The sequence below is a fragment of the Candidatus Accumulibacter vicinus genome (assembly GCF_000584955.1).
In the GTDB taxonomy this organism is placed as follows: Bacteria; Pseudomonadota; Gammaproteobacteria; order Burkholderiales; family Rhodocyclaceae; genus Accumulibacter; species Accumulibacter vicinus.
The window spans coordinates 138,084-161,866 of sequence record NZ_JDSS02000031.1 but is presented as its reverse complement, the minus strand read 5'-3'; the positions used below and the strand labels follow the sequence as shown (position 1 = coordinate 161,866).

20 protein-coding genes are annotated in these 23,783 nt (G+C 59.7%); 13 read left to right on the top strand and 7 right to left on the bottom strand.

Going from position 1 to position 23,783, the window contains the following annotated elements; all coding sequences use genetic code 11:
* From hisS to CAPSK01_RS14930, 5 genes are all read left to right on the top strand, one after another.
* Window positions 1–1,075: histidine--tRNA ligase (gene hisS / locus CAPSK01_RS14950; protein WP_034928408.1), on the top strand; the 1,075-nt coding region annotated here is incomplete at its 5' end.
* On the top strand, window positions 1,075–1,752 hold the full coding sequence (locus CAPSK01_RS14945) for a tetratricopeptide repeat protein (protein WP_034928270.1): 678 nt from the start codon (window positions 1,075–1,077) through the stop codon (window positions 1,750–1,752). The genes hisS and CAPSK01_RS14945, both read left to right, overlap by 1 nt.
* Window positions 1,752–2,897 carry an outer membrane protein assembly factor BamB gene (gene bamB, locus CAPSK01_RS14940; protein ID WP_034928268.1) on the top strand — a complete coding sequence of 382 codons (1,146 nt, stop codon included), beginning with the start codon at window positions 1,752–1,754 and terminating at the stop codon, window positions 2,895–2,897. The genes CAPSK01_RS14945 and bamB overlap by 1 nt, the downstream gene beginning before the upstream one ends.
* On the top strand, window positions 2,894–4,330 hold the full coding sequence (der, locus tag CAPSK01_RS14935) for a ribosome biogenesis GTPase Der (protein WP_273703767.1): 1,437 nt from the start codon (window positions 2,894–2,896) through the stop codon (window positions 4,328–4,330). The genes bamB and der overlap by 4 nt, the downstream gene beginning before the upstream one ends.
* 258 nt (window positions 4,331–4,588) lie before the next feature.
* Complete coding sequence (locus CAPSK01_RS14930) at window positions 4,589–5,119, top strand: low molecular weight protein-tyrosine-phosphatase (protein WP_034928266.1); 531 nt, start codon at window positions 4,589–4,591, stop codon at window positions 5,117–5,119.
* A gap of 5 nt (window positions 5,120–5,124) precedes the next feature.
* Here the strand turns inward: CAPSK01_RS14930 and CAPSK01_RS14925 are convergent, their stop codons facing one another.
* Entirely contained in the window at window positions 5,125–9,738 is a 4,614-nt protein-coding gene (locus CAPSK01_RS14925) for an EAL domain-containing protein (RefSeq protein ID WP_273703766.1), read from the bottom strand.
* A 336-nt stretch (window positions 9,739–10,074) separates the two neighbouring features.
* Between CAPSK01_RS14925 and CAPSK01_RS14920 the strand changes: the two genes are divergently transcribed.
* On the top strand, window positions 10,075–10,518 hold the full coding sequence (locus tag CAPSK01_RS14920; protein ID WP_034928263.1) for a cache domain-containing protein: 444 nt from the start codon (window positions 10,075–10,077) through the stop codon (window positions 10,516–10,518).
* Window positions 10,519–10,627: 109 nt separating this feature from the next.
* Here CAPSK01_RS14920 and ppk2 read toward each other — a convergent pair whose 3' ends face one another.
* The 4 genes from ppk2 to lgt form a co-directional block, all read right to left on the bottom strand.
* Entirely contained in the window at window positions 10,628–11,434 is an 807-nt protein-coding gene (gene ppk2 / locus CAPSK01_RS14915) for a polyphosphate kinase 2 (RefSeq protein WP_273703771.1), read from the bottom strand.
* A 782-nt stretch (window positions 11,435–12,216) separates the two neighbouring features.
* Complete coding sequence (locus tag CAPSK01_RS14910; protein ID WP_034928261.1) at window positions 12,217–12,690, bottom strand: VOC family protein; 474 nt, start codon at window positions 12,688–12,690, stop codon at window positions 12,217–12,219.
* 73 nt (window positions 12,691–12,763) lie between these two features.
* A complete protein-coding gene (locus CAPSK01_RS14905; RefSeq protein ID WP_034928258.1) occupies window positions 12,764–14,149 on the bottom strand; it encodes a malonyl-CoA decarboxylase in 1,386 nt (461 codons plus the stop codon).
* A gap of 38 nt (window positions 14,150–14,187) precedes the next feature.
* Complete coding sequence (lgt, locus tag CAPSK01_RS14900; protein WP_034928398.1) at window positions 14,188–14,985, bottom strand: prolipoprotein diacylglyceryl transferase; 798 nt, start codon at window positions 14,983–14,985, stop codon at window positions 14,188–14,190.
* Between the two features lie 83 nt (window positions 14,986–15,068).
* On the opposite strand from lgt, the gene ilvD reads away from it, so the two are divergent.
* From ilvD to CAPSK01_RS14865, 7 genes are all read left to right on the top strand, one after another.
* The gene (ilvD, locus tag CAPSK01_RS14895; RefSeq protein WP_034928255.1) at window positions 15,069–16,928 is read left to right on the top strand and encodes a dihydroxy-acid dehydratase; all 1,860 of its coding nucleotides are present in this window, start codon (window positions 15,069–15,071) and stop codon (window positions 16,926–16,928) included.
* 185 nt (window positions 16,929–17,113) lie between these two features.
* Entirely contained in the window at window positions 17,114–17,425 is a 312-nt protein-coding gene (locus tag CAPSK01_RS14890) for a c-type cytochrome (protein WP_034928252.1), read from the top strand.
* Window positions 17,426–17,596: 171 nt separating this feature from the next.
* On the top strand, window positions 17,597–18,817 hold the full coding sequence (locus CAPSK01_RS14885; protein WP_034928250.1) for a branched-chain amino acid ABC transporter substrate-binding protein: 1,221 nt from the start codon (window positions 17,597–17,599) through the stop codon (window positions 18,815–18,817).
* Window positions 18,818–18,994: 177 nt separating this feature from the next.
* Complete coding sequence (locus CAPSK01_RS14880; protein WP_034928396.1) at window positions 18,995–19,918, top strand: branched-chain amino acid ABC transporter permease; 924 nt, start codon at window positions 18,995–18,997, stop codon at window positions 19,916–19,918.
* The gene (locus tag CAPSK01_RS14875) at window positions 19,915–21,000 is read left to right on the top strand and encodes an ABC transporter ATP-binding protein (protein WP_034928245.1); all 1,086 of its coding nucleotides are present in this window, start codon (window positions 19,915–19,917) and stop codon (window positions 20,998–21,000) included. Before CAPSK01_RS14880 ends, CAPSK01_RS14875 begins: the two co-directional genes overlap by 4 nt.
* A gap of 2 nt (window positions 21,001–21,002) precedes the next feature.
* Complete coding sequence (locus CAPSK01_RS14870) at window positions 21,003–21,779, top strand: ABC transporter ATP-binding protein (protein WP_034928242.1); 777 nt, start codon at window positions 21,003–21,005, stop codon at window positions 21,777–21,779.
* A 15-nt stretch (window positions 21,780–21,794) separates the two neighbouring features.
* Window positions 21,795–22,499 (top strand): ABC transporter ATP-binding protein, encoded by a 705-nt coding sequence (locus CAPSK01_RS14865; protein WP_034928239.1) that lies wholly within the window; start codon window positions 21,795–21,797, stop codon window positions 22,497–22,499.
* A 47-nt stretch (window positions 22,500–22,546) separates the two neighbouring features.
* Here the strand turns inward: CAPSK01_RS14865 and CAPSK01_RS14860 are convergent, their stop codons facing one another.
* Complete coding sequence (locus CAPSK01_RS14860; protein WP_034928236.1) at window positions 22,547–22,915, bottom strand: hypothetical protein; 369 nt, start codon at window positions 22,913–22,915, stop codon at window positions 22,547–22,549.
* Window positions 22,916–23,315: 400 nt separating this feature from the next.
* The coding region (locus tag CAPSK01_RS14855) for an ATP-binding protein (protein WP_034928233.1) at window positions 23,316–23,783 on the bottom strand (468 nt) is incomplete at its 5' end.

Sequence of the window (23,783 nt, the reverse complement as noted above, 5' to 3'; positions counted from 1 at the left end):
CAATGGCGAGCCCCTGACGCTGCGTCCCGAAGGGACCGCAGGCTGTGTGCGTGCCGTCATTCAGCACAACCTGATCGCGCAACAGCCGCAACGGCTTTACTACCTGGGCCAGATGTTCCGGCACGAACGGCCACAGAAAGGGCGCTACCGCCAGTTTCATCAGGTCGGCGTCGAAGCACTGGGATTTCCCGGACCGGACATCGATGCCGAACAGATCCTGATGGGAGCCCGCCTCTGGGATGACCTCGGTCTCGAAGGCATCACGCTGCAGCTCAACACCCTGGGCCAACCTGCCGAGCGTGCTTGCCATCGTGCCGAGTTGATCCGCTATTTTGAACGGCACAAGGAAGCACTCGACGAAGAGGGCAGGCGGCGCCTGTACACCAATCCGCTACGCATCCTCGACAGCAAGAATCCGGTTTTGCACGACCTCATCGTCGGCGCACCACGACTGATCGATCACCTGGGTGCCGAGTCGCTGGCACATTTCGAGGGCGTGCAGCAGGTGCTGCGTGACGCCGGCTTGCCGTTCCAGATCAATCCGCGTTTGGTGCGCGGCCTCGACTATTACAACCTGACGGTTTATGAGTGGCTCACTGATCGCCTCGGCGCACAAGGAACCGTCTGTGCCGGCGGTCGTTACGACGGTCTGGTACAGCAACTCGGAGGCAAGCCGGCACCCGCCTGCGGTTTTGCAATGGGTGTCGAGCGTTTGCTGGCACTGATTCGCGAGGCCGGCGGCGAGGCCAGGGCGGCAGCCATCGACGTCTATGTGGTGCATCAGGGCAGTGCCGCTTCACGTCTCGCTGCGCGCGTCGCCGAGGGCCTGCGCGACCATGGCATCGATGTCCTTTTCCATTGTGGCGGTGGCAGCTTCAAAACGCAGATGAAGAAAGCCGATGCCTCGGGTGCGGCTTTTGCCGTGATCATCGGCGATGACGAGGCCAACGCCGGCGAAGTGACTCTCAAGCCGATGCGCCCGCTTGGCGAGCAGCCGAATGAACAGACGCGAGTGCGTGTCGACAACCTCGCCGACGCAATCATCCGCTCCATTTTGAACCAGGAAGACTCGTAATGGCAACTTACGACCTCGAAGAGCAGGAACAAATCGCCCAAATGAAGGCGTGGTGGCAGCAGTACGGCACTCTGCTGACCGGCCTCGTGACCGCGGCCTCGATCGGCGTGGTTGGCTGGCAAGGCTGGAACTGGTATCAGCGCAATCAGGCAGGACAGGCCTCACAGGTATACAGCGTCATGCAGAAGGCCGTTCTCGATAACGATGCCCAGCGCATCAAGGCGGCGAGTGGAGAACTGCTCGAGAAATACCCGAGAACGGCGTATGCACCCTTGGCCGCCTTGATCGCCGCCAAGGCGACGTATGCCGCTGGTGATGTGAAAACCGCCAAGCTGCAGTTGCTCTGGGTGGTGGAACATGGCAAGGACGAACTGCGGGATCTGGCGCGTTTGCGTCTGGCCAGCGTGCTGCTCGACGAGCAGGCCTACGATGAGGCACTCAAGCAACTCGATGGCGCGTCGAGTGCCGGCTTTATCGCCCGTTTCCAGGACACTCGTGGCGACATCCTTGACGCCCAGGGCAAGACTGCCGAGGCGCGTGCGGCCTACCAGACTGCATTGGCCAAGCTGGATGAGGCTGGCCCGGGTGGCAAGAATACCCTGCAGGACCGGCAGGCCAATGCCGCCTATCGTGAATCACTGCAGCAGAAGCTGGATGCGCTTGGGGAGTCGAGCTGATGAGGCATCCCTTCCGCGTGGCGGCAGGGCTGTCGTTGCTTCTGGTCGGCTGTTCGACGCTGGATGCCCTGAATCCGTTTTCTGGCCCTAGCGGGCCGAAGATGGCTGAACTGCAGGCGATCCAGCCAACGGATGCCGTGCGCGTGCTGTGGTCGGCAGATGTCGGCAAGGCCGGCGATCATACCTTCGTTCCGGCGGTGGTGGATTCCTCGGTCTACGCGGCGGCCCTGGACGGTACGGTCGTTCGCCTCGACGATGGCCAGCAGGTCTGGAAAATCAACGCCGGGAAGCCACTCTCGGGCGGGGTTGGCGCGGATCAGCGAATGGTCGTGGTCGGTACCGCCAAGGGCGAGCTGTTTGCCTTTGCCACGGCGGACGGCAGCCTGTTGTGGAAAGCCCGTGCCAGTAGCGAGGTTGTTGCGCCGCCGACGGTCAGCCCCGGTCTGGTGATCGTGCGCACTGGCGATCATCGCCTGGCTGCCTATGACCCGCTCGACGGCAAGCGCAAATGGGTCTATCAACGTCCCAGCACCCCACTATCGTTGCGTGTGGCGGCCGGCCCGGTGCTGATCGACAGGTATGTCTTTGCCGGTTTTCCCGGTGGCAAACTGATTGCGGTAAGCGCAGAAAATGGCGCGCCGCTGTGGGAGGGAACGGTGGCCTTGCCGAAAGGCACCACTGAACTCGACCGGGTCGCCGATGTCACCAGCGTGCCGGTCATCGATGGACGCATGATCTGCGCGGTTGCTTTCCAGGGGCGGGTGGCCTGTTTCGACCTGGGAAACGGCAACCTGATCTGGTCGCGCGATATATCGAGCGCTGCCGGCGTGGCGATCGACAGCCGCTACGTTTATGTTGCTGACGACAGGGGTGCCGTGCATGCGCTCGACAAGGCCAGTGGTGCCAGCCTCTGGAAGCAGGACAAGCTCTTCCTGCGACGGCTTACGGCGCCGTTGCCGATGCACAACCTGATCGCCGTGGCCGATGTCAAGGGCATTGTCCATTTTCTGAGTCGCGACGATGGTTCGTTCGCGGCGCGCCAGACGACCGATGGCAGCGCGGTGCGAGCGCCCCTGCAACGACTGGGTAGCCACCTGGTCGTGCAGACCGCCAATGGGCGCCTGCTCGTGATCGAAACGCAATGAAGCCGAGTGTGGTTCTTGTCGGGCGCCCCAATGTCGGCAAATCAACGCTTTTCAATCGCCTGACCAGGACCCGCGACGCTTTGGTGGCCGATCTCCCTGGTCTGACACGCGACCGTCATTATGGCCACGGAAGACTCGGCAACAAACCCCATCTGGTGATCGATACCGGCGGCTTCGAACCGCTCGCCAGGGAGGGCATCATGTACCAGATGGCGCGCCAGACAGAGCAGGCGATCTTCGAGGCCGACGTCGTGATTTTCGTCGTCGATGGTCGCAGTGGCATCACTGACCTTGACAAGGAAATTGCCAACCGCCTGCGCAGGTCCGACCGTCCGGTGCTGGTTGCCGTCAACAAAACTGAAGGGATGAGCCATGGACTCGTCGTCGCCGATTTCCACGAACTCGGCCTCGGCGAACCATTTGCGATCTCGGCGGCGCACGGCGAGGGGGTCAGGACGCTGATCGAGGAGGCACTCGCTCCGTATGAGGAACCGCCGGAGGGCGAATTCGACGGCGAAATGATCAAGGTCGCCATCGTCGGACGCCCGAATGTCGGCAAGAGCACCATGATCAACGCGCTGCTCGGCGAAGAACGGGTCATCGCCTTCGATCAGCCGGGAACCACTCGCGATGCCATCGAAGTCGATTTCGAGCGCGGCGGTGGCCGGTACACACTCATCGACACCGCTGGCCTGCGCCGTCGCGGTAAGGTTTTCGAGGCCATCGAGAAGTTTTCGGTGATCAAGACGCTGCAGGCGATCGAAGGCGCGCAGGTGGTGATTCTGGTGGTCGACGCACGTCAGGACATCTCCGACCAGGATGCGCACATCGGCAGCTTTATCCGCGAATCCGGGCGCGCGCTGGTGGTTGCCGTGAACAAATGGGATGGACTCGATGCCTACGTTCGCGAGCAGGTCAAGGACGCTCTCGAAAGCCGCTTGTCGTTCATCGATTTTGCCCGTTTTCATTATGTGTCGGCGCTCAGGGCGCAGGGTCTCGAAGCGCTTTTCCGCTCGGTGGACGCCGCTTACCGGGCCGCTATTGCCGATCTGCCGACACCCAAGCTGACACGTGCGCTAATTGACGCGGTGGCTCGCCAGGCGCCGCCACGCAGTGGCCTGATCCGGCCGAAGCTGCGCTACGCGCATCAGGGCGGCAGGAATCCGCCGCTGATCGTGGTTCATGGCAATGCGCTCGACAAGATCCCGGAATCCTATCGTCGCTACCTCGAACATACCTTCCGGGAGGTGTTCAAGTTGCAGGGAACGCCGTTGCAAATCCAGTTCAAGGTCTCGATCAACCCCTTTGCCGACAAGTCGGCCCCCGAGCAGAATCAGCGCAAGCTTAAGCCCGGGAAGCTTGCTGCCAGAAGCGAAGTCCGGCCACTCTCCGGCGGGAAAACCCGATCCAGGCCGCTCTCCAGGACGCGTTGATTGGCCACTGGTGCCGAAAAGCCCTAGCGAAGGCATGTCGATCATCCTCCCAGATGCTCGCGCAAGGTTGCAATGGTGGCCTTTTCGACGGATGATGAAGGCCTCGGCAGCATGTTGCTGTTGCCAGCGGATGGGTCAGGTAAGCGGGCGACTGTCGTTTGACACAAGGAGCGATGATCGGCGCGACAGACCTGTGGCCGTCGGGACAGGATCGGTCGAACGGAGGCAGGGGAACAAACGTATCTGGAAAAATGGACGGTGATCAAGGTTCTATTTGTTTGCATGGGGAACATTTGCCGCTCGCCGACGGCTGAGGGCGTTTTCCGCCACCTTCTGCGTCAGAGGAACCTCGAAGACAGGATCGAGGTCGATTCGGCGGGGACGCATGGCTATCACGCGGGTGAGGCACCGGACCAACGGACGCAGCGTGCCGCAGCAGTTCGTCAGTACAAGCTGTCCGACATGCGGGCGCGCAAGGTGACGGCGCAGGATGTCGAGTACTTTGACCTGATTCTCGCGATGGACCACAACAACCTCGCAGTTCTGAAACGCATCTGTCCTCTGGACAAACATGACCGTTTGGGACTGCTGATGAGCTACTCAAAGAATTTCGATGACGATGAAGTTCCCGATCCCTACTACGGTCTCGGGCATGGCTTCGACCTGGTGCTCGACATGATCGAGGATGCCGCCAGCGGGCTGATCGAAAGTCTCGAGCAGCGCCTCATGGAGGAGGACAACCCAGGCGTCGAGGAAAACCCGCCGGTTGCAGGTGACGGCACGAACTGATCAAATCAGGGCAGGTTGTGCGTGCGCAGCCATTCGGCAAAGTCGTCTGGCGGCAGCGGTCGGGAATAGAGATAACCCTGGCCACTGTGGCAGCCGGAAGCGTCCAGTTCGGCATGCTGATCGGCGATTTCGACGCCCTCGGCGACGACGCTCATCCCGAGGTGGCGTGCCAGCGAAATGATCGCCGAACCAATTGCGCGGTCATCGGCGTTGCTCGATATGCCGTCGACGAAGCTGCGCGCAATCTTGAGTTCGTGGATCGGGAAGCGCTTGAGGTACGACAAGGACGAAAATCCGGTACCAAAGTCATCGATGCTGATCACCAGGCCGAAAGCCACCAGTTCAGCCAGCATGCGCTGAGCACGCTCGAAGTCCATCAGTACCCCTTCGGTGATTTCGATGCACAGTTGTTGTGGGGAGACGCGATGCGCATTGACGATCTGCATCAGGTCCGCCGCCATGCCCTCCTTGCGGAAATGCCGAGCAGAGATGTTGACGCTGATGCGGACGGCCGGCAGTCCGGTCTTGTTCCACTGGTCGATCTGGCGACAAACCTCTCCAAGTACCCATTCGTCGATGGCCACGATCAGGTTGCTTTGCTCGGCGACCGGGATGAACACCACAGGATCCACGACTTCACCGTTGTATTGCCAGCGCAACAGCGCCTCGGCACCGACGACACGTCGGTTTTCGAGGTTGACCTGCGGTTGATAGTGAATGAACAACTCGCCGTTTTCGATCGCACGTCGCAAACCTGTTTCCAGTGCCAGTCGCCGCGTCGCCAGGTGAGCCAGGTCGGCGGTGAAGAAGCGAAAAGCGTTCTTGCCGTGATCCTTGGCGCGATACATCGCCGAGTCGGCATTGCGCATCAACGCACTGGCGTCGGTGGCATCCTCCGGGAACATGCTCAGCCCGATGCTGGCACTGATGAAGCATTCGTGCTCGTCGAACTGATAACTGGTACTCAAGGCCCTCAGCAAACGCTCGGCAGTCAGCGTTGCCTTCTGACGATCAGCGGTTCCGAGCAGGACCACGAACTCGTCACCGCCCAGTCGTGCCACCGTGTCTTCGGCACGCACGCAGTCGAGCAGACGCAGCGCTGCCTGCTTGAGCAACTTGTCGCCGGTGGCATGACCGAGGGTGTCATTGACCATCTTGAAATTGTCGAGATCGATGAACACCACGCCGACACTCTCGCGTGATCGCTCGGCTCGTGCCAGAGCGAGATGCAGGCGGTCATTGAACAATGCCCGGTTGGGCAGTCCGGTCAGTTCATCGTGGGTTGCCAGATACTCGACGCGCTGCTGCGACTCGCGCACCTTGGTAATGTCGCTGAACATGCCGACGTAGTTGACTATCTTGCCGCTCTTGTCCTTGACGGTATTGATCGACAACCATTCGAGGAAAGTCTCGCCGTTTTTCCGTCGATTCCAGATCTCGCCCTGCCAGACGCCCAGGCGATTGACCCGGTCCCACATTTCGACATAGAGCTCGGGCGGCGTCTTTTCGGATCGCAGAAGGTTGGGCTTCTTGCCGACGACCTCCTGGCGGGTGAACCCGGTGAGGGTTGTGAAAGCGTCATTGACGGTCAGGATGCGTTGCTCGATATCGGTCACCATGACGCCTTCGGAAGCGCGATCGAAGACCATCGCCGCTAGCCGCAAACTTTCCTCAGCGCGCTTGCGGGCGGTGATGTCGGTGGCCTGGAAACAGAGGCCGGTGATTGCTCCGTCGTTGTCGAAGAGCGGAAAGCGGACAGCCAGGAAGTGGTGATCGCCACTCGCCAGCGGCAGCGTTTCTTCACGTTCGATTTCCCTGCGCAGACGCATGGCTGCGAGTTCGCTCTCGCGGAAGATCTCGGATACGGCGTCGGGAAAGAGCTGCAGATCGGTTTTCCCGATGACCCGCCCGGTGGCGAAGCCAAAAGTCTGTTCGAATTTCGGGTTGGCAAACTGGTAGCGACCGGTGGCGTCCTTGACCGCCATCAACGAGACCGAGTTGTTCATCACCGCCAGCAACCTGACCTGTGTTTCGCGCGCCGAACGCTCGATTTCGTACAGGTTCGTGTTGTCGGCAAACAGCAGGATCACGCCGGCACTGCGTTGCGCATCGCGCAATAGCGGTGCGATGTGCAGCGCGTAGTGGCGTCGGTTGGCGTTGACGATCTGGCGGTCGAGGGCGTTTTGGGTGTCGATCACCTGTTGACTGTCGGTGACCAGATTGGGCATGTCCGGCAGCGCCAGATCGCGCAGATGCCGGCCGATTTGTGGCGGGCCGAGCCTGAACAGCCGTGCGGCGGCACTGTTGAAGCGCTGCAGGGTAGATTTCTGGTCGAGGACCAGCAAGGGGTAGTCGACGCTGTTCTGGATACATTCCAGTTCGATGTTGAGTTCCTGCGTCTCGGCGGTCTTGATCTGCAATTCCTCGTTAACCGTTGCCAGCTCTTCGTTGGTCGATTGCAGTTCCTCGTTCGAGGCCTCAAGTTCCTCGTTGGAGGCCTGCATTTCCTCGTTCGAAGCCTGGATCTCCTCATTGAGTGCCTGCATTTCCTCGTTGGAGGTCTCGAGTTCTTCGACCAGTGTTTGCAGATGTTCGCGCGTTGCGGCCAGTTCGTCTTCGAGTTCCTTGTCGGTGACATTGTTGCTGTCCTCGGCGGGACTCTTGCCGGCTGGCGTCGCAATCCACTCGATACAGACCATGAACAGCGTTTCATTGTCGGGAGCCAGGATCGGATGCACTGAAAGGCGGACGCCGCGATTCGGATCGAGCGCCTTGATGTGCCTTGGCCGTCCGTGCGCCACGGTCTGCTTGACCTGTGCCTGCCGCATCAGAACCTGGACCTCGGTGCGCAGCTCGCGACGGATCAACGAGATCAGGTCAAAAGCTGGTTTGCCGGGTGAAACGTTGAGCAGTCGGCTGGCGTCACCATGAATGTGGCGAATTTCGAACTTGCTGTTGATCAGGATGCTGGTGGGGATGAAAAACCGTCCGGCCGCTTCAAGCAGGATGTTCTCGAAACCCAGCGAGGAGGTGGGTTTGGCCGGCCTCTGATGCTGGTTCAGACCGGCTGCCGCGAGGGGCATCTCGGTGCGTAGCAGCGGTAGTCGGGCAGCGACCCCGTGTCGACGGTAAAGACGTCCTTCCTTGTCGACCACGCCGAACAGCGCCTCCTGCTGGAAGATTCCCTCCGATTTGCCGAGGAACAGGTAGGCGCCCGGATTGAGCGCGTAATGAAACACCGACAGCAGGCGGGCCTGCAACTCGCTCTGGAAATAAATCAGTACATTACGGCAACTGATCAGATCGAGGCGGAGAAACGGCGGATCCTGCACCAGATCCTGGCGAGCAAAGATGACCACATCGCGCAGGTTCTTGTTGATTTCATAACGGTCACCGTGCGGCGTGAAATGGGCGCGGATGCGATTGCGATCCATGTGCGCCAAGCTGGAGGCGGCAAACACGCCGCGCCGCGCCAGCGCCATTGCGTCGAGATCAATATCGGTGGCGAAGATCTGCAGACGGTACTGATCGAAGGAAGCCCCCAGACGTTCAGAAAACAGAATGGCCAGGGAATACGCTTCCTCGCCGGTAGCGCAACCGGCAGTCCAGACGCGGATATCGTCACCAGGCTGCTTGTTGGCGAGAATGTCGCCAATCACCTTGTCTAGCCGAGCGAAAGCGTCGCCGTCGCGAAAGAAGGCAGTAACCGAGATCAGGATGTCCTTGCACAGCCGGTCGAGTTCGACCGGCGTGTCGTCGACCACCCGCAGGTAATCTTGCAGTGTACTGACATGGTTTGCCGCCATTCGCCGCTCGATCCGTCGCCACAGCGTCGGCTCCTTGTACTGCGAGAAATCGACCTTGGTGCGGCTGCGCACTTTGCCGAGCAACGTCTTGAGCGTTGCCGGTGCACTTGCCGCCTGGGTGGCCACCGGAATCAGTCCACGATTGAGGACGATTAGACTGATCTCGGCGCCCATCGTCTCGGGCGGCAGAATCCAGTCGACACTACCGGTATCGATCGCCGACTGGGGCATGCCGCTATACTTGGCGGTTTCGGGATCCTGGGAAAAGGTGAAACCACCAGCCGCCTTGATCGCGTGGATTCCCGCAGCACCGTCAGAGCCCGTGCCGGACAGGATGATGCCGATCGTCGATTCGCCGATCTCCTCGGCCAGGGAGGCGAAGAAACGGTTGACCGACGGTTTGGGCATCGATTCCTTGGTGGGTTCGACGAGCCGGAAGTGACCCGCCTGCAGCGTCAGATTGCGATTAGGCGGTGTGATATAGACCGTATTTGCTTCGGGCAACATTCCGTCTTCGATGTCCCGAACCGGCATCGTCGTCTCACGACCGAGCAACTGTGCCATCATGCTGCGGTAGGTCGGCGACAGGTGTTGTACGACCACGTAAGTCAGCCCAAGATTCTTTGGCAGGCTCGGCAAGAGCAGACTGAGTGCTTCCAGGCCACCAGCCGAGGCGCCGATCCCGATAATGAACGGTCGCTCGTCCGACCGGACGGGGTGCTCTGCATCGCCGACCGGCTTCGCCGCTGCAAGAAGCGGTTTCTTTGAGACTGAGCGTCTTTTTCCGGGTTCTTCTGCATTGCCAATGCTCATTGCCTGTTGTCCACCTGATCTCGAGTCTTCGACGACTGCACTTGATCATACCACGGGAAGTACCGCTGACCCGCTGCCGGTTCGCTGGCCTAGAGCCCGCTCCGCGACGACGAAAAGCAAGCCAGCACTTGGAAAGAAACCGGCGAAGTTCATGGATCGGGCAGCCGGGGATCGGTGTTTGCTGATCCGCGCGTTGCCGTATTTTTTGACAAGCTGATGAAGTCAAGCATCCTGATGCGATTTTGAGCTACCATCGTCGCTGAGGAGGGGCTTCCTCGCTTGCGACAGGTCAGCAATTCTTTCTTGCTGGTGGATGAATTGACAAGGAGATTTTGGATGCTACAGCAATTGTTCGCAGTATTTGCGCTGGCTTTCTTCGGGTCTATCGGTGGCGCCATGGCAGCGGAATATGGGACGCCAGCCGAAGCCAAAGCCCTGCTTGAAAAGGCCGTTATGGCTGTGAAGGCTGACAAGGCCAAAGCGCTGGTGATGTTCACCAAGGGTGAAGGTGGCTTCAAGGATCGTGACCTGTACCCCTATTGTGGTGGTCCGGACGGGTACTTCACCGCGCATCCGACGCTCCTCGGGAAGAGTCTCAAGGATCTCCGGGACAAATACGGAAAACCTCTGGGAGAGGAGGTCTACGCTGCAGGCAGGGAGGGATCGATTGCCGAGGTGTCATACATGTGGCCGCGCCCTGGTCAGACCGATCCGGTGGCGAAGGTCGCCTTCGTGACCAGGGTTGACGACCAGGTGTGTGCGGTCGGCTACTACAAGTAGGGGATTTTTCCGAGGGGCTATGGTCTTGCGATGGCGTAATTTCCCGGAGTTCCTGTACCCTGTAGAGTGACAAGACCCCGCGACAGCGGGGTTTTTCTTGTCTCAGTACTCAGTACACTTCCGGAATGAAGGTCTGGTCGGAAAGCGGCGGGCGAACATAACCCCCCTCGTCCTGACGGGGCGGCAGGACGATCGGCTCTGGTGTCAGATCCTCGTAGTCGATCATGTTCAACAGGTGCGTGATGACGTTCAAGCGGGCACGCTTCTTGTCGTCGCCGTCGACGACATACCAGGGTGCCTGTTTGATGTCGGTGTGGGCGAACATGGCATCCTTGGCTTTGGAGTATTCGACCCAGCGCGCACGCGACTCGAGATCCATCGGACTGAGCTTCCAGTGTTTTTCTGGATGAAAGATGCGCTTCTGGAAACGGCGTTCCTGCTCTTCGTTGCTGACCGAGAACCAGTACTTGATCAGGATGATGCCGCTACGAACGAGCATGCGCTCGAATTCGGGGCAGGTACGCAGAAACTCCCGGTATTCCTCTTCGGTACAAAAGCCCATGACCCGTTCGACACCGGCACGGTTGTACCAGCTGCGATCGAACAGGACCATTTCGCCGCCGGCAGGAAGGTGCTGGACGTAGCGCTGGAAATACCACTGCGTTTGCTCACGGTCCGTTGGTGCAGGCAGCGCGGCTACCCGGGTGACACGCGGACTGAGGCTCTCGGTGATGCGTTTGATGGTGCCACCCTTGCCGGCTGCATCGCGCCCTTCAAACAGGACAACGACTTTCAGCTTCTTGAATTTGATCCACTCCTGCAGTTTGACGAGTTCGATCTGCAGCTTCGACAGTGTCTCTTCGTAATCCTTGGTCTTGATTGCCGGTTTGCGAGTGCTGCGGACGTTTTCGTTCAGATTGACCGTGCTTGGGGTGGTTCCCACCTTTGGTTCAACAGCTTTCCCTCTCGGCGCTTTTTGAGCCTTGTCCTGCACGGGTTTGGGTTCCGTCTTCTGTGCAGCATTTTTTGCTTCTGCTTTGGCGGGTTTCTTCTGCGCCGCGATTTTGGTTGCAGCAGCCGGCGGCGGGGCTGCCTGCACCGCGGTCAGCTGTTCAGTTTGGGTGCCTTCCGATACGACCTCTTCTTGCACGGCTTTGACTTCACTCATTGGTGCCTCCTTGGTGTGGCGAGAAACTGGTGAGGGGGGAACCGTCTTGCGGACAGGAATGCTCACCTGACACGGACGGTGTCCCACAACGCCGGCTACCCACGGTTTGCCCGATCCGACCAGGGCTTGATGAACGAACGAGACGAGTTTTACTTTGGCCATGAATTCTTGGCATGGTTCTACTCCTTGTTGCACTCCTTGTTGCGCGGGAGTGTCCCGGGCCGGCAATTATCGTTCTTTTCTTCGCAAAAATGAACCATCCAGTGCACAAAACGTGCAATCGATTGAGAGGGCAGACAATCTGGAAGCGGTGTCGTGCGTGCACGGCTTACGGGGGGTGATCGTCATGCTGACCGCTCGTGATTCAGACCCCGGCCGGCGGCGTCGTGGTATTGCCCAGGAATCGGCGTGCAGCGAGCACGATCTGCCGGAGCAGAGCGGTGGACGGGCAGTGCCTGCCCGTCCACGACCGGTCGCGGTCAGTGGGGCCCGTTGTCAAGGGCTGCCTGCGCCGGCATAGGCGGGTATTTTCAGGCGAGTTTGGCGAAGGCTTCGACGACTTCCGGTGGCGCCTGCACCATCTCGATCAGCACGCCTTCACCGGCGATCGGGAACTCGGTACTCGCCTTTGGGTGCAGGAAGGTGATGTCGAAGCCAGCGGCACCCTTGCGGATTCCGCCCGGCGCGAAGCGAACGCCATTGGCCGTGAGCCATTCAACCGCCTTCGGCAAGTCATCAATCCAGAGACCCACGTGATTCAGCGGCGTGGCATGCACGGCCGGCTTCTTGTCGGGGTCGACCGGCTGCATCAGATCGACTTCGACCTTGAACGGTCCCTTGCCCATTGCGACAATATCTTCATCAACGTTTTCGCGTTCGCTAACAAAGTTGCCGGTGATTTCAAGGCCAAGCATGTCAACCCAGAGTTGACGAAGTTTGAGCTTGTCGGGGCCACCGATGGCGATTTGCTGGATACCGAGGACTTTGAAGGGACGTGGATTCATGGTTGTTCTTTCTCTTGGCAGGATTACAGGGAATATGGGTGTGTGGTTGGGTGTGTGGTGGTGTTGTGCAATCTCAATCGCGGGCTGAACGACGTATGGTGGCAGCGGCAGCGATCTCGCCGCTGCGCGAAAAGGCTTCGACGTTCGCTTCGATAGTATCAGGGTCATAAAGATAATTCACCATCAGGCCGTATGATTGCTGCTGACCGCGTGCCGAGGTGTCAGCCAGATAATTCAGGCGTTCGATACGCGCGCCATTGCCCAGGTGAAAGCGGGCGACCGGATCGTAAGGCCGCCCACTCTTGCTGGTGGTCAGCAGATAACGTGCGGCCAGACGCAGCAGGCCATGTTGCAGGGCACGTGCCAGGCGCGCGTCATTCATCCAGCGTGCGTCGGCAAGCAGCTTCGCAAGGTCGCTGGCGTCGGCCGGTTGCGGCATGTCCGGTGTCAAATGGCGTTTGATCCGTTCGAGGTCGGCAGCGCTGAAAGCCTGTGGCCAGGGCTCCGGGTTCTTCTCGGCCCAGTGCCGGAACGAGGGCAGGGGAGAGAGGGTGGCAAAGTTGACCAGACGTGGGTAATCGCGTTTCAGGTCGTCTACAACCCGCTTGAGCAGGAAATTACCGAATGAAACGCCACGCAGGCCGACCTGGGTGTTTGAAATCGAATAGAAGATCGCGGTATTTGCCCTGTGCGCATCGAATACCGGTGCATGCTCGTCGAGCAGTGTTTGCACGTTGTCGGCGAGATGTTCGGTCAACGCCACCTCAACGAAGATCAGCGGCTCCATGGGCATGCGTGGATGAAAGAAGGCATAGCAGCGACGGTCTGAATCAAGGCGGTTCTTGAGATCGCTCCAGGAGCGGATCTGATGCACCGCTTCATACTCGATCAGTTTTTCGAGCAACGCTGCCGGTGAACTCCAGGTGATGCGCTGCAGTTCAAGGAAGCCAACGTCAAACCAGGCACCCAGTCGGGATTCGAGTTCGCGATCAAGCGAACGCAGAGCGGCATCCTTTTCGACAAAGCGCAGCAGATCGGCACGCAGGTCGACCAGGAACTTGACGCCGTGTGAGAGCGTGTTGAATTGCGTCAGGATGCGCAGGCGAGAAGATCGCATGGCGTTGCGCAGGGCGGACTCGGCAGTCCACTGCGCGTCGCTGCCAATGGCCGCCTGATAGTCGGCGTGCGCCTTGGCGACCAGCTGCGGGTCGGGGCCGAATTCGGTGGCGACAATTCTCAGGAAGCTGGCGCGCCCTTCGTCGTTGAGGCGCAGATAGGTTTCCGCAAGACGGCCGGCACGCTGCCTTGCCGAGACCTCTCCGCCGATGCCGCTGGCGCATTCATGAAGCAGATCACGAATGCGTACCAGTTGTTTTCCCTCCAGGCCGCGCGCAGCGCCGCCATCAGCGAGTAGCGAGCGCACGCGGCGCAGCCCCCGCACTACCATACCTTCTGCCATTGCTTTCTCCTCAGTCTCGCGGCCAGCGACGCGCCGACTCAGCTGCGCTGGCGATTCGCGACGACGACAAAAATGATTCCGGCAACAATCATCGGCAGCGACAACCACTGCCCCATGCTGACGGTGTATGAAAACCCGAAGATTCCCTCATCCGGCGACCGAAAATACTCGGCGATCCATCGCAGGACCCCATAGCCGATGAGAAAAACTCCGGAAACCGCGCCGCGTGCCCGCGTCTGGCCTGAATAGATCCACAGGACAACAAACAGGGTGAGCCCCTCGAGTCCGGCCTGGTAGAGCTGTGACGGGTGGCGCGGCAAATCGTCCACGCGGGGGAAAACCATCGCCCACGGCAAGGAAGGATCAGCCGCACGTCCCCATAGCTCGCCATTGATAAAGTTGCCGATGCGCCCGACAGCCAGGCCGAGCGGCACCAGCGGCGCGACGAAGTCGGTGATTTCGAGCCAGGTTCTGCCAGTTTTGCGCGCGTACAGCCACATCGCGAGCAGCACACCGAGCAACCCCCCGTGAAACGACATGCCTCCCCGCCAAACGGCGAAAATCTGCAGCGGCTGCGTGAGATAGTAGCCCGGCTCGTAGAACAGAACCTGACCTAGACGGCCACCGGCGATCACGCCAAGGACGCCGTAGAACAACAGGTCATCGAGCTGTTGCACCGTCCAGCCAGCTTGCGAAAGTGGCGGGTGGGCGAGAATTCGCTGCCGGCCAAGCCACCAGAACTGGAGAAAGGCCAGGAGGTACATCAGTCCGTACCAGTGCACGCTGAGCGGGCCGAGTGAAAGCGCAACAGGGTTGAACTGCGGATGGATTAACACGGAACGAACATCCCGGGGGCTTTCGGATAGAATTGGCATTATATCGCGCCACCCTCGGGCGTGTTCCGGATTGGAGATCGGCAATGCCACACTATCGTTCCCGCACCTCGACGCATGGTCGCAACATGGCTGGCGCGCGCGCCCTTTGGCGTGCCACCGGCATGCAGGACGGCGATTTCGGCAAGCCGATCATCGCCGTCGTCAATTCCTTCACGCAGTTCGTTCCCGGACACGTTCACCTCAAGGATCTGGGCCAGTTGGTCGCGCGCGAGATCGAGGGTGCGGGCGGTGTGGCCAAGGAGTTCAATACCATTGCCATCGACGACGGGATCGCCATGGGGCACGATGGCATGCTGTATTCGTTGCCCTCGCGCGATCTGATCGCCGACTCGGTCGAATACATGGTCAATGCGCACTGCGCCGACGCGATGGTGTGCATTTCAAATTGCGACAAGATCACACCCGGCATGCTGATGGCGGCGATGCGGGTGAACATTCCGACGATCTTCGTTTCCGGTGGTCCGATGGAAGCCGGCAAGGTGAAATGGGGTGGCAAGGTGATTGCGGTCGACCTCGTCGATGCGATGGTCAAGGGTGGCGACAGCAACTGTTCGGACGAGGAAGTCGACACTTTCGAACGCTCGGCGTGCCCGACCTGTGGTTCGTGTTCGGGGATGTTTACCGCCAATTCGATGAACTGTCTGACCGAGGCGCTCGGCTTTTCCCTGCCCGGCAACGGTAGTCTTCTGGCCACCCATGCTGACCGCCGAGGGCTTTTTCTGCAGGCGGGACGCCAGATCGTCGACCTTTGCCGCCGGTATTACGAGCAGGACGACGCCTCGGTGCTGCCGCGTGCCATCGGCAGTTTCGCAGCCTTCGAGAACGCGATGACGCTGGACGTGTCGATGGGCGGTTCGACGAATACCGTGCTGCACATTCTGGCGGCTGCGCAGGAGGGGGGGGTGAACTTCACGATGGACGACATCGACCGCATTTCGCGCAGGGTTCCCTGTCTGGCCAAGGTCGCTCCGGCGACACCCGATTATCATATGGAGGATGTGCATCGAGCCGGCGGCATTTTCGCGATTCTCGGCGAACTCGACCGTGCCGGCCTGCTGCATCGCGGCGTGCCGACCGTGCATGCAAGAACACTCGGCGAAGCGATCGACCGCTGGGATGTGATCCGTACAGAAGACCCGCAGGTGTTCGAATTCTACCAGGCGGCACCAGGCGGCATTCCGACACAGAAGGCTTTCTCGCAGAACCGGAGGTATCCGGATCTGGATCTCGATCGCGCGCGCGGCTGTATTCGCAACCAGGCCAACGCCTATTCGCGGGACGGCGGCCTGGCCGTGCTCTACGGCAATATCGCGAGTGACGGCTGCATCGTCAAAACCGCTGGTGTCGATGAGAGCATCTGGGTGTTTACCGGCAAGGCACGGGTGTTCGAGAGCCAGGATGATGCCGTACAGGCAATTCTCGGCGACCAGATCAAGGCGGGCGAGGTGGTGGTGATTCGCTACGAAGGGCCGAAAGGCGGACCGGGTATGCAGGAAATGCTCTACCCCACGTCCTACCTGAAGTCCAAAGGCTTGGGCAAGGTCTGCGCGTTGCTCACTGACGGCCGCTTTTCAGGAGGGACCTCGGGATTATCGATCGGGCATGTTTCACCGGAAGCCGCTGAAGGCGGCGCGATCGGTCTGATTGAGGAGGGCGATCTGATCGAGATCGATATTCCCGGACGCCGCATCCATCTGGCCATTGCCGATTCCGAGCTGGCCAGGCGTCGTACGGCAATGGACGCCAAGGCGGCGGCGTCTGCCTGGCAGCCGCGAGCCGAGCGCCAGCGGGTCGTTTCCCAGGCCTTGCAGGCCTATGCATTGATGGCCACCTCGGCGGCGACTGGCGCGGTGCGCGACCTGAGGCAGTTGAAACGGATCTGAGGGAGCATACACCCCCCATGCACGATGCCAGGATACTGGCAAGGTCAACGATCACCGCTGTCGATGCGTTGATGAGAGGGTGACGCTGGCGGTATCGGCAAGACCGATCAAGAGGCTTTCCAAGCTGGCCAAACTGAAATACTATCGGAGCGTTGCAACCCCCCTCATTTGAACGGAGTAATAGCATGAAAGCGATCTACGTGTGTCTGCTGGCTGCTGCCGGCGTAATGTCTGCTGGTGCTGTCCAGGCTCAGGACGCCGAAGCCCTGGCCAAGTCGAAGAACTGTCTGTCGTGTCACGCGGTTGACAAGAAGGTCGTGGGCCCGTCATACAAGGATGTGGCCAAAAAGTACACGGCGAAGGATGAAGCAGCGCTGTCCACGAAAATCATCAAGGGCGGCAAGGGCGTCTGGGGTGAGATACCGATGCCGCCAAACCCGTCTGTTACGCCCGATGAGGCGACCAAACTCGCGAAATGGATCCTCAGCCAGAAGTGAGGGCTGAATGAACAAGAAACCGGCTGTGTGCCGGTTTCTTGTTTTGAAGACGCACTTCAGGAAGAGGACATGCCGGTCGGGAAATCATATGCTGGTTGACAAGGTCCTGATGTGCTTGGACAATCGCGCGTTCGTTAGCCCAGTAAGAACACCATAGTGGAGATCAAAATCATGAACAATGTACGTATGCCTGGTGTACTCGTCGTTCTGGCCGCCTCGGTGGCAATCATTGGTTGTGGAAAGAAGGAAGAACCCAAGGCCGCTGCTCCTGCCCCGGCCCCGGCTGCTGCCGCCCCTGCGCCGGCACCGAAGCCCGAAATGGTCGTGAAAATCGGCCACGTCGCACCGCTGACCGGCCCGATCGCGCATCTTGGCAAGGACAACGAAAACGGCGCCCGCCTGGCCGTTGACGATGCCAATGCGAAAAAGATCGAGATCGATGGCAAGGTCATCAAGTTCGAACTCCTCGGCGAGGATGATCAGGCAGATCCGAAAACCGGTACCGTCGTGGCCCAGAAACTGGTTGATGCCAAGGTTGTCGGCGTCGTCGGTCACCTGAACTCGGGTACCACCATTCCGGCATCGGCCATCTACAACCAGTCAGGCCTGCCACAGATTTCACCGTCAGCAACCAATCCGAAGTACACCCAGCAGGGCTTCAACACCGCTTTCCGGGTGATGGCCAACGACATCCAGCAGGGTTCCGTGATTGGTACCTACGCAGCCAAGGACATGGGTGCCAAGAAGTTTGCGATCATCGACGACCGTACGGCTTATGGTCAGGGTTTGGCTGATGAGGTCGAGAAAGCTGCCAAGGCGGCTGGTGCGACCGTTGTTGCCCGCGAGTTTACCAATGACAAGGCCACTGACTTCAAGGCCATTCTGACCAAGATCAAGGCCAAGAATCCCGATGTGATCTTCCTCGGCGGCATGGATGCGGTCGGTGGCCCGATGCTCAAGCAGATCAAGGAGCTCGGGATCAAGGCCAAGTTCACCACCGGCGACGGCGGCTGTTCGCCCGAACTGATCAAGCTTGCCGGTGCGGCATCCGAGGGCGTGATCTGCTCACAAGCCGGTCTACCTCCCGAGAAGCTCCCGAATGGCCAGAAGTTCCTCGAAGACTTCACCAAGAAGTATGGTCAGATCCAGATCTACTCGCCATACAGCTATGATGCGGTGATGGTCCTGGTCGACGCCATGAAACGTGCCAACTCGGTTGACCCGGTGAAATATCTGCCGGAAGTGGGCAAGACCGCTTACGATGGCGTGACCGGCAAGATCGAGTTCGACGAAAAGGGCGACATCAAGAACGGTGCGATCACGGTTTTCGAGATCAAGGATGGCAAGCTCGCCACGCTGAAATCCGAAGGTGGTACGGCAGCCAGCAAATAAACTCTTCCGCTAGGCTAGCGAGGGAATGGCTGCGGCCATTCCCTCCCTGTTCTCCTGACTTTGCATCCGATCAGCATCAACCGCGCCCTTGCTTCCGCACCCGCCCTCGCACGATCCTGATGGCATGAGTCGGAGACGATGGTTCGCCACCAGCGCCTTGTTGCGGAAAGCCTGACCATGGATACTCTTCTTCAGCAGTTGATCAACGGCCTCACTCTGGGTGCCGTCTACGCGCTGGTTGCTCTCGGCTACACGATGGTGTACGGCATTATCGGCCTGATCAACTTCGCCCATGGTGAGGTGGTGATGATCGGGACGATGGTCGCTTTCACCGTGATTGTTTTTTTTGCCGGTTCCGGCATGCCGCCACTGCTGATTCTCGGCGTTGGTTTGCTGGTTTCGGTGGTGGTCTGCATGGTACTCGGCTGGGCTCTCGAACGGGTGGCTTATCGTCCATTGCGGCATGCGCCGAGACTGACCCCGCTGATTACCGCGATCGGCATGTCGATCGTTCTGCAGAATGTGGCGATGCTCATCTGGGGCCGCAATTACATCACTTTTCCACCGATGATCAACAAGCAGATTTATGAAGTGGGTGGTGCCAGTTTTACCAACGTGCAGGTCGCGATCGTTTCCCTTGCGGCATTGGTGATGCTGGGGTTGATCTACCTGGTGCACCGTACGCGCATCGGCATGGCCATGCGGGCGACGGCGCAGAACCCGCACGTGGCGTCACTGATGGGCGTCGATATCAATCGCGTGATCGCCATGGCCTTCATCATCGGTTCGGCACTGGGCGCGGTGGCGGGCTGCATGGTCGGTTCGTATTACGAGATCGCGCATTACCAGATGGGTTTCATGCTCGGCCTGAAGGCTTTCACGGCGGCCGTTCTCGGCGGCATCGGCAATCTCGCCGGCGCCATGGCCGGCGGCCTGTTGCTGGGCCTGATCGAGGCTCTGGGTGCTGGCTACATCGGTGACCTGACCGGCAATTTTCTCGGCAGTCACTACCAGGACATCTTTGCCTTCATTGTGCTGATCATCGTCCTGATGTTTCGTCCTTCGGGGCTGTTTGGCGAACGTACTGGAGATCGCGCATGAACGGACACCTCAAACGGCGCCCTGTCCTCATTCCTGGTCAGCGACCTTGGCTGGGTTTCCTGTTGCTCGCGGCCGTCCTGGTGGCTGTGCCTTTTGTTGCCGCACTCGGTGGCCAGGCCTGGGTGCGTATCGCCAACTTCTCGATTCTCTATATTTTCCTGGCACTTGGTCTGAACATCGTGGTCGGCTATGCGGGGCTGCTCGACCTTGGTTATGTCGCTTTTTACGCGGTCGGTGCCTATACCTATGCCCTCCTGGCCTCGCCGCATTTCGGTATTCACCTGCCATTCTGGGTGATCCTGCCGCTGGGTGCCGGCTTGGCGTGCATCTTTGGAGTTCTGCTCGGCGCACCGACCCTGAAGCTGCGAGGCGACTATCTGGCCATTGTGACACTCGGTTTTGGTGAAATCGTCCGCATCTTCATGAACAACCTGAATGCACCCATCAACGTCACGAACGGCGCACAGGGAATTACCCTGATCGACCCGATCCGGATTGGCGATTTTTCGTTTGCCCAGACCAGTACTTTCCTTGGCGTGTCGTTTTCCGGGCCGCAGAAGTACTACTTTCTGCTGGTCGCGCTGGCGCTGCTGGTGATCGTCGTCAATATGCGCTTGCAGGACTCACGGATCGGTCGGGCCTGGCAGGCGATTCGCGAGGATGAGGTTGCCGCCAAGGCCTGCGGGATCAATACCCGGAACATCAAGTTGCTGGCTTTCGCCATGGGTGCCTCGTTCGGAGGTATCGCAGGTGGCGTTTTTTCAGCGATGCAGGGGTTCGTCAGTCCCGAGAGCTTCTCGCTGATGGAATCGATCACCATTCTGGCGATGGTCGTTCTCGGCGGCATGGGCCATATCCCTGGCGTCATTCTCGGTGCGGTGCTGTTGACCGGCCTTCCCGAAGCCTTGCGTTACGGCATCGAGCCACTACAGCGCGGGCTCTTCGGGCGCATGATCATCGACCCGGAGAGCTTGCGGATGCTGATTTTCGGTCTCGCGCTGGTGCTCGTGATGCGCTTCCGGCCGGCTGGTCTCTGGCCCTCGTCGCAACGCCGCCGCGAACTGGCCGAGAGTGCGGATTGACCATGAGCGAGAAACCGCTTCTTCTCGAAGCTCATGAGGTTGCCAAACATTTCGGCGGCGTCAAGGCCTTGCATGACGTTTCGCTGACCATTCGCCGGGGCGAGATCTATGGCCTGATCGGACCGAATGGCGCCGGCAAGACCACCTTTTTCAATTGCCTGACCGGTCTTTACAAGAATGAGGGCGGTTATTTCATCTTTGACGGCGTCAAGCTCGAAGCCGATGCTCCGCACAAGGCAGCCGCGGTCGGGATCGCCCGCACCTTTCAGAACATTCGCCTGTTCGGCAACATGACGGCGATCGAGAACGTCATGGTTGGGCGCCATTTGCGCACACACGCTGGCGTCTTTGGCGCGATCAGCCGCAACCCGGCTACCCGTGCTGAAGAGGGTGCGATTGTTCGCCGCGCCGAAGAACTGTTGCACTATGTGGGAATTCATGAACGGGCTCATGACTATGCCAAGCATTTGTCCTACGGCGATCAGCGGCGCCTCGAGATTGCCCGCGCTCTCGCTACCGAACCCAAGTTGCTTGCGCTCGACGAACCGGCAGCCGGGATGAACGGCACTGAAACCGAGGCTTTGCGCGTGCTTGTCGAGGGCATTTGCCGGGATGGCGTGACGGTCCTGTTGATCGAGCATGATGTCAAACTGGTGATGGGGCTGTGTGAGCGGGTGGCGGTGCTCGATTATGGCGAGAAAATCTGTGAAGACGTACCCGCCGTGGTGCAGAAGGATTCGCGTGTGATCGAGGCCTACCTCGGTGGGTCAGTGGCCTGAAGGGAACGATGAATCATGCTCGAAGTTAACGGTTTGCGCGTTTCCTATGGCGGTATCCAGGCCGTACGCGGCATCACCTTTCATGTCAATGAGGGCGAGATGGTGGCGCTGATCGGCGCTAACGGTGCCGGCAAGAGCAGTACCTTGAGAGCGCTGTCAAGATTGCTCGACCCTATCGGTGGCAGTGTCCGCTATCGCGGCAAGGAACTGCTGGCCTTGCCGCCACACCGCCTGGTCGGTGAGGGGATCGCCCTCGTACCAGAGGGAAGAGGGGTCTTCCCGCGCATGAGCAGCCTCGAAAACCTGCGCATGGGTGCCTACGCGCGCAACAACAAGACGGAGATCGAAAACGACCTTGAACAGGTGCTAGTGCACTTTCCTCGTCTCAAGGAGCGGGCACAGCAACTGGCAGGGACACTCTCGGGTGGTGAACAGCAGATGCTGGCAATTGGCCGGGCGATGATGAGCAAACCGCGGCTGCTGTTGCTCGACGAACCGTCCATGGGGCTCGCGCCGATCATGGTGCAGAAAATCTTCGAGGTGATTTGTGCGGTGGCCAGCGAAGGGATGACCATTCTGCTCGTTGAGCAGAATGCCAAGCTGGCGCTGGAAGTCAGTCAGCGTGGGTACGTCATGGAGAGCGGCGAGATCACGCTGACCAACGAGTCGAAGGCTCTGCTCACCGACCCGAAAGTGCGCGCCAGCTATCTGGGTGAATAGGGCGGGCGCTTGCCAGGCTTGCAGCGCTGGACCTATACCGCGGGCGGTCACTTCACGGTTTCATCATAGTGTTCGCTGAAACTGGTGAAATCGGCCAGATTGCCGGTCAGCTGCGTTTCAAGTGCGTTGAAACCGGGTGCCGGTATCTGGCCCAGGCGTGACAGGCGTCGAATGAGCCGCTGCTGAGCAAAGGTCTGTGAGGGATCAGGTTTGCCAAGCTGGTACGCCGAGCCACGTTTGGTCATGATGACCATCGAGTTGGCATCAACACTGTAACCGGTGACCGGTGAGGTCCTGATGTGCGAGGAAGCCGGGAAGCGGGGATTGCTGCCATACACGCGCCCTTCGACGCATACCAGAGACTCGCCGTCACGGGTGATCAGATCCAGCATCTTCCAGTGATTGAGAATGTTCATTACGCTGCTCCACCCTATGCGAAACGCAAAGCGTTCTGCAAAAATCCTAAGCAAAAATTTCAAGCCATCAATTGATTCTGTGGGTATTTCCGCACCGGTATCTGTCAAGAGGAGCAGATTGGAGGCAGATTCCGGCCGTGCCGAACAGACATCCAGAAATGGCCGTTCATACTATAAGCAAAAATCATACCATATTTTATGTATCGTGTTTCCTTTTTAAAGCAACGATCTTCCCGTTTGCCAGGGCCTTGCCGGAATCTTGGTGTAAAATTTTCCGACACCCCGCAGGCAGTACCGGGCGTAGGCGTCAGGCAATACTGAGGAGCACGGCCTTGGGAAAGCGGCTGGACTCGGGAGCGGGTGACGCCGTATTCACCAGGATCGGGATCGCATTCGGTCCTTATTGCAGGTACTCGAGTTCGTCAGCACACAAGGGTTCGACTTGCGCCAACTGCCGATCGAGCACCGCGAGGGTCGCTTCGGAAGCGTCACGGGCCTTTGCCCGCCGGTCGACGACGCGCGCTCGCAATTGTGCCGGCGTAGCCTGCGGCGCGACGATCAAGAACGCAACTCCAGATCGCCCTGCCAGCGCGCGAAAGGCATCACGCCGCGAGCGCTCGAGGAAAGCGGCGTCGACGATCACCGACCAGCCGGCGGCGAGCAGTTCGCTGGCCAGCGCGTGCAGCCGTTGGTAGGTGAGATCATTGGCACCTCCTGCGTAAATGCCGCTGCCCGGTGCAGACTGGCTGTTGGCGGTGGGCGCGAGGCCGAACAGGCGCTTGCGCTCGACATCGGAGCGCAGGCGCAGCGTCGCTGCCGCCTGGTCGCCCAGCAACAGGCGTCTGGACGCGCGGCTTTTGCCGCAGCC

Coding starts and splice junctions, on each gene's coding strand:
- CAPSK01_RS14865 (WP_034928239.1), top strand. CDS start 21,795: ATGCTCGAAGTTAACGGTTTGCGCGTTTCCTATGGCGGTATCCAGGCC.
- bamB (WP_034928268.1), top strand. CDS start 1,752: ATGAGGCATCCCTTCCGCGTGGCGGCAGGGCTGTCGTTGCTTCTGGTC.
- CAPSK01_RS14880 (WP_034928396.1), top strand. CDS start 18,995: ATGGATACTCTTCTTCAGCAGTTGATCAACGGCCTCACTCTGGGTGCC.
- CAPSK01_RS14925 (WP_273703766.1), bottom strand. CDS start 9,738: ATGAGCATTGGCAATGCAGAAGAACCCGGAAAAAGACGCTCAGTCTCA.
- CAPSK01_RS14945 (WP_034928270.1), top strand. CDS start 1,075: ATGGCAACTTACGACCTCGAAGAGCAGGAACAAATCGCCCAAATGAAG.
- CAPSK01_RS14905 (WP_034928258.1), bottom strand. CDS start 14,149: ATGGCAGAAGGTATGGTAGTGCGGGGGCTGCGCCGCGTGCGCTCGCTA.
- CAPSK01_RS14860 (WP_034928236.1), bottom strand. CDS start 22,915: ATGAACATTCTCAATCACTGGAAGATGCTGGATCTGATCACCCGTGAC.
- CAPSK01_RS14890 (WP_034928252.1), top strand. CDS start 17,114: ATGAAAGCGATCTACGTGTGTCTGCTGGCTGCTGCCGGCGTAATGTCT.
- CAPSK01_RS14920 (WP_034928263.1), top strand. CDS start 10,075: ATGCTACAGCAATTGTTCGCAGTATTTGCGCTGGCTTTCTTCGGGTCT.
- CAPSK01_RS14870 (WP_034928242.1), top strand. CDS start 21,003: ATGAGCGAGAAACCGCTTCTTCTCGAAGCTCATGAGGTTGCCAAACAT.
- ilvD (WP_034928255.1), top strand. CDS start 15,069: ATGCCACACTATCGTTCCCGCACCTCGACGCATGGTCGCAACATGGCT.
- CAPSK01_RS14910 (WP_034928261.1), bottom strand. CDS start 12,690: ATGAATCCACGTCCCTTCAAAGTCCTCGGTATCCAGCAAATCGCCATC.
- der (WP_273703767.1), top strand. CDS start 2,894: ATGAAGCCGAGTGTGGTTCTTGTCGGGCGCCCCAATGTCGGCAAATCA.
- CAPSK01_RS14885 (WP_034928250.1), top strand. CDS start 17,597: ATGAACAATGTACGTATGCCTGGTGTACTCGTCGTTCTGGCCGCCTCG.
- CAPSK01_RS14875 (WP_034928245.1), top strand. CDS start 19,915: ATGAACGGACACCTCAAACGGCGCCCTGTCCTCATTCCTGGTCAGCGA.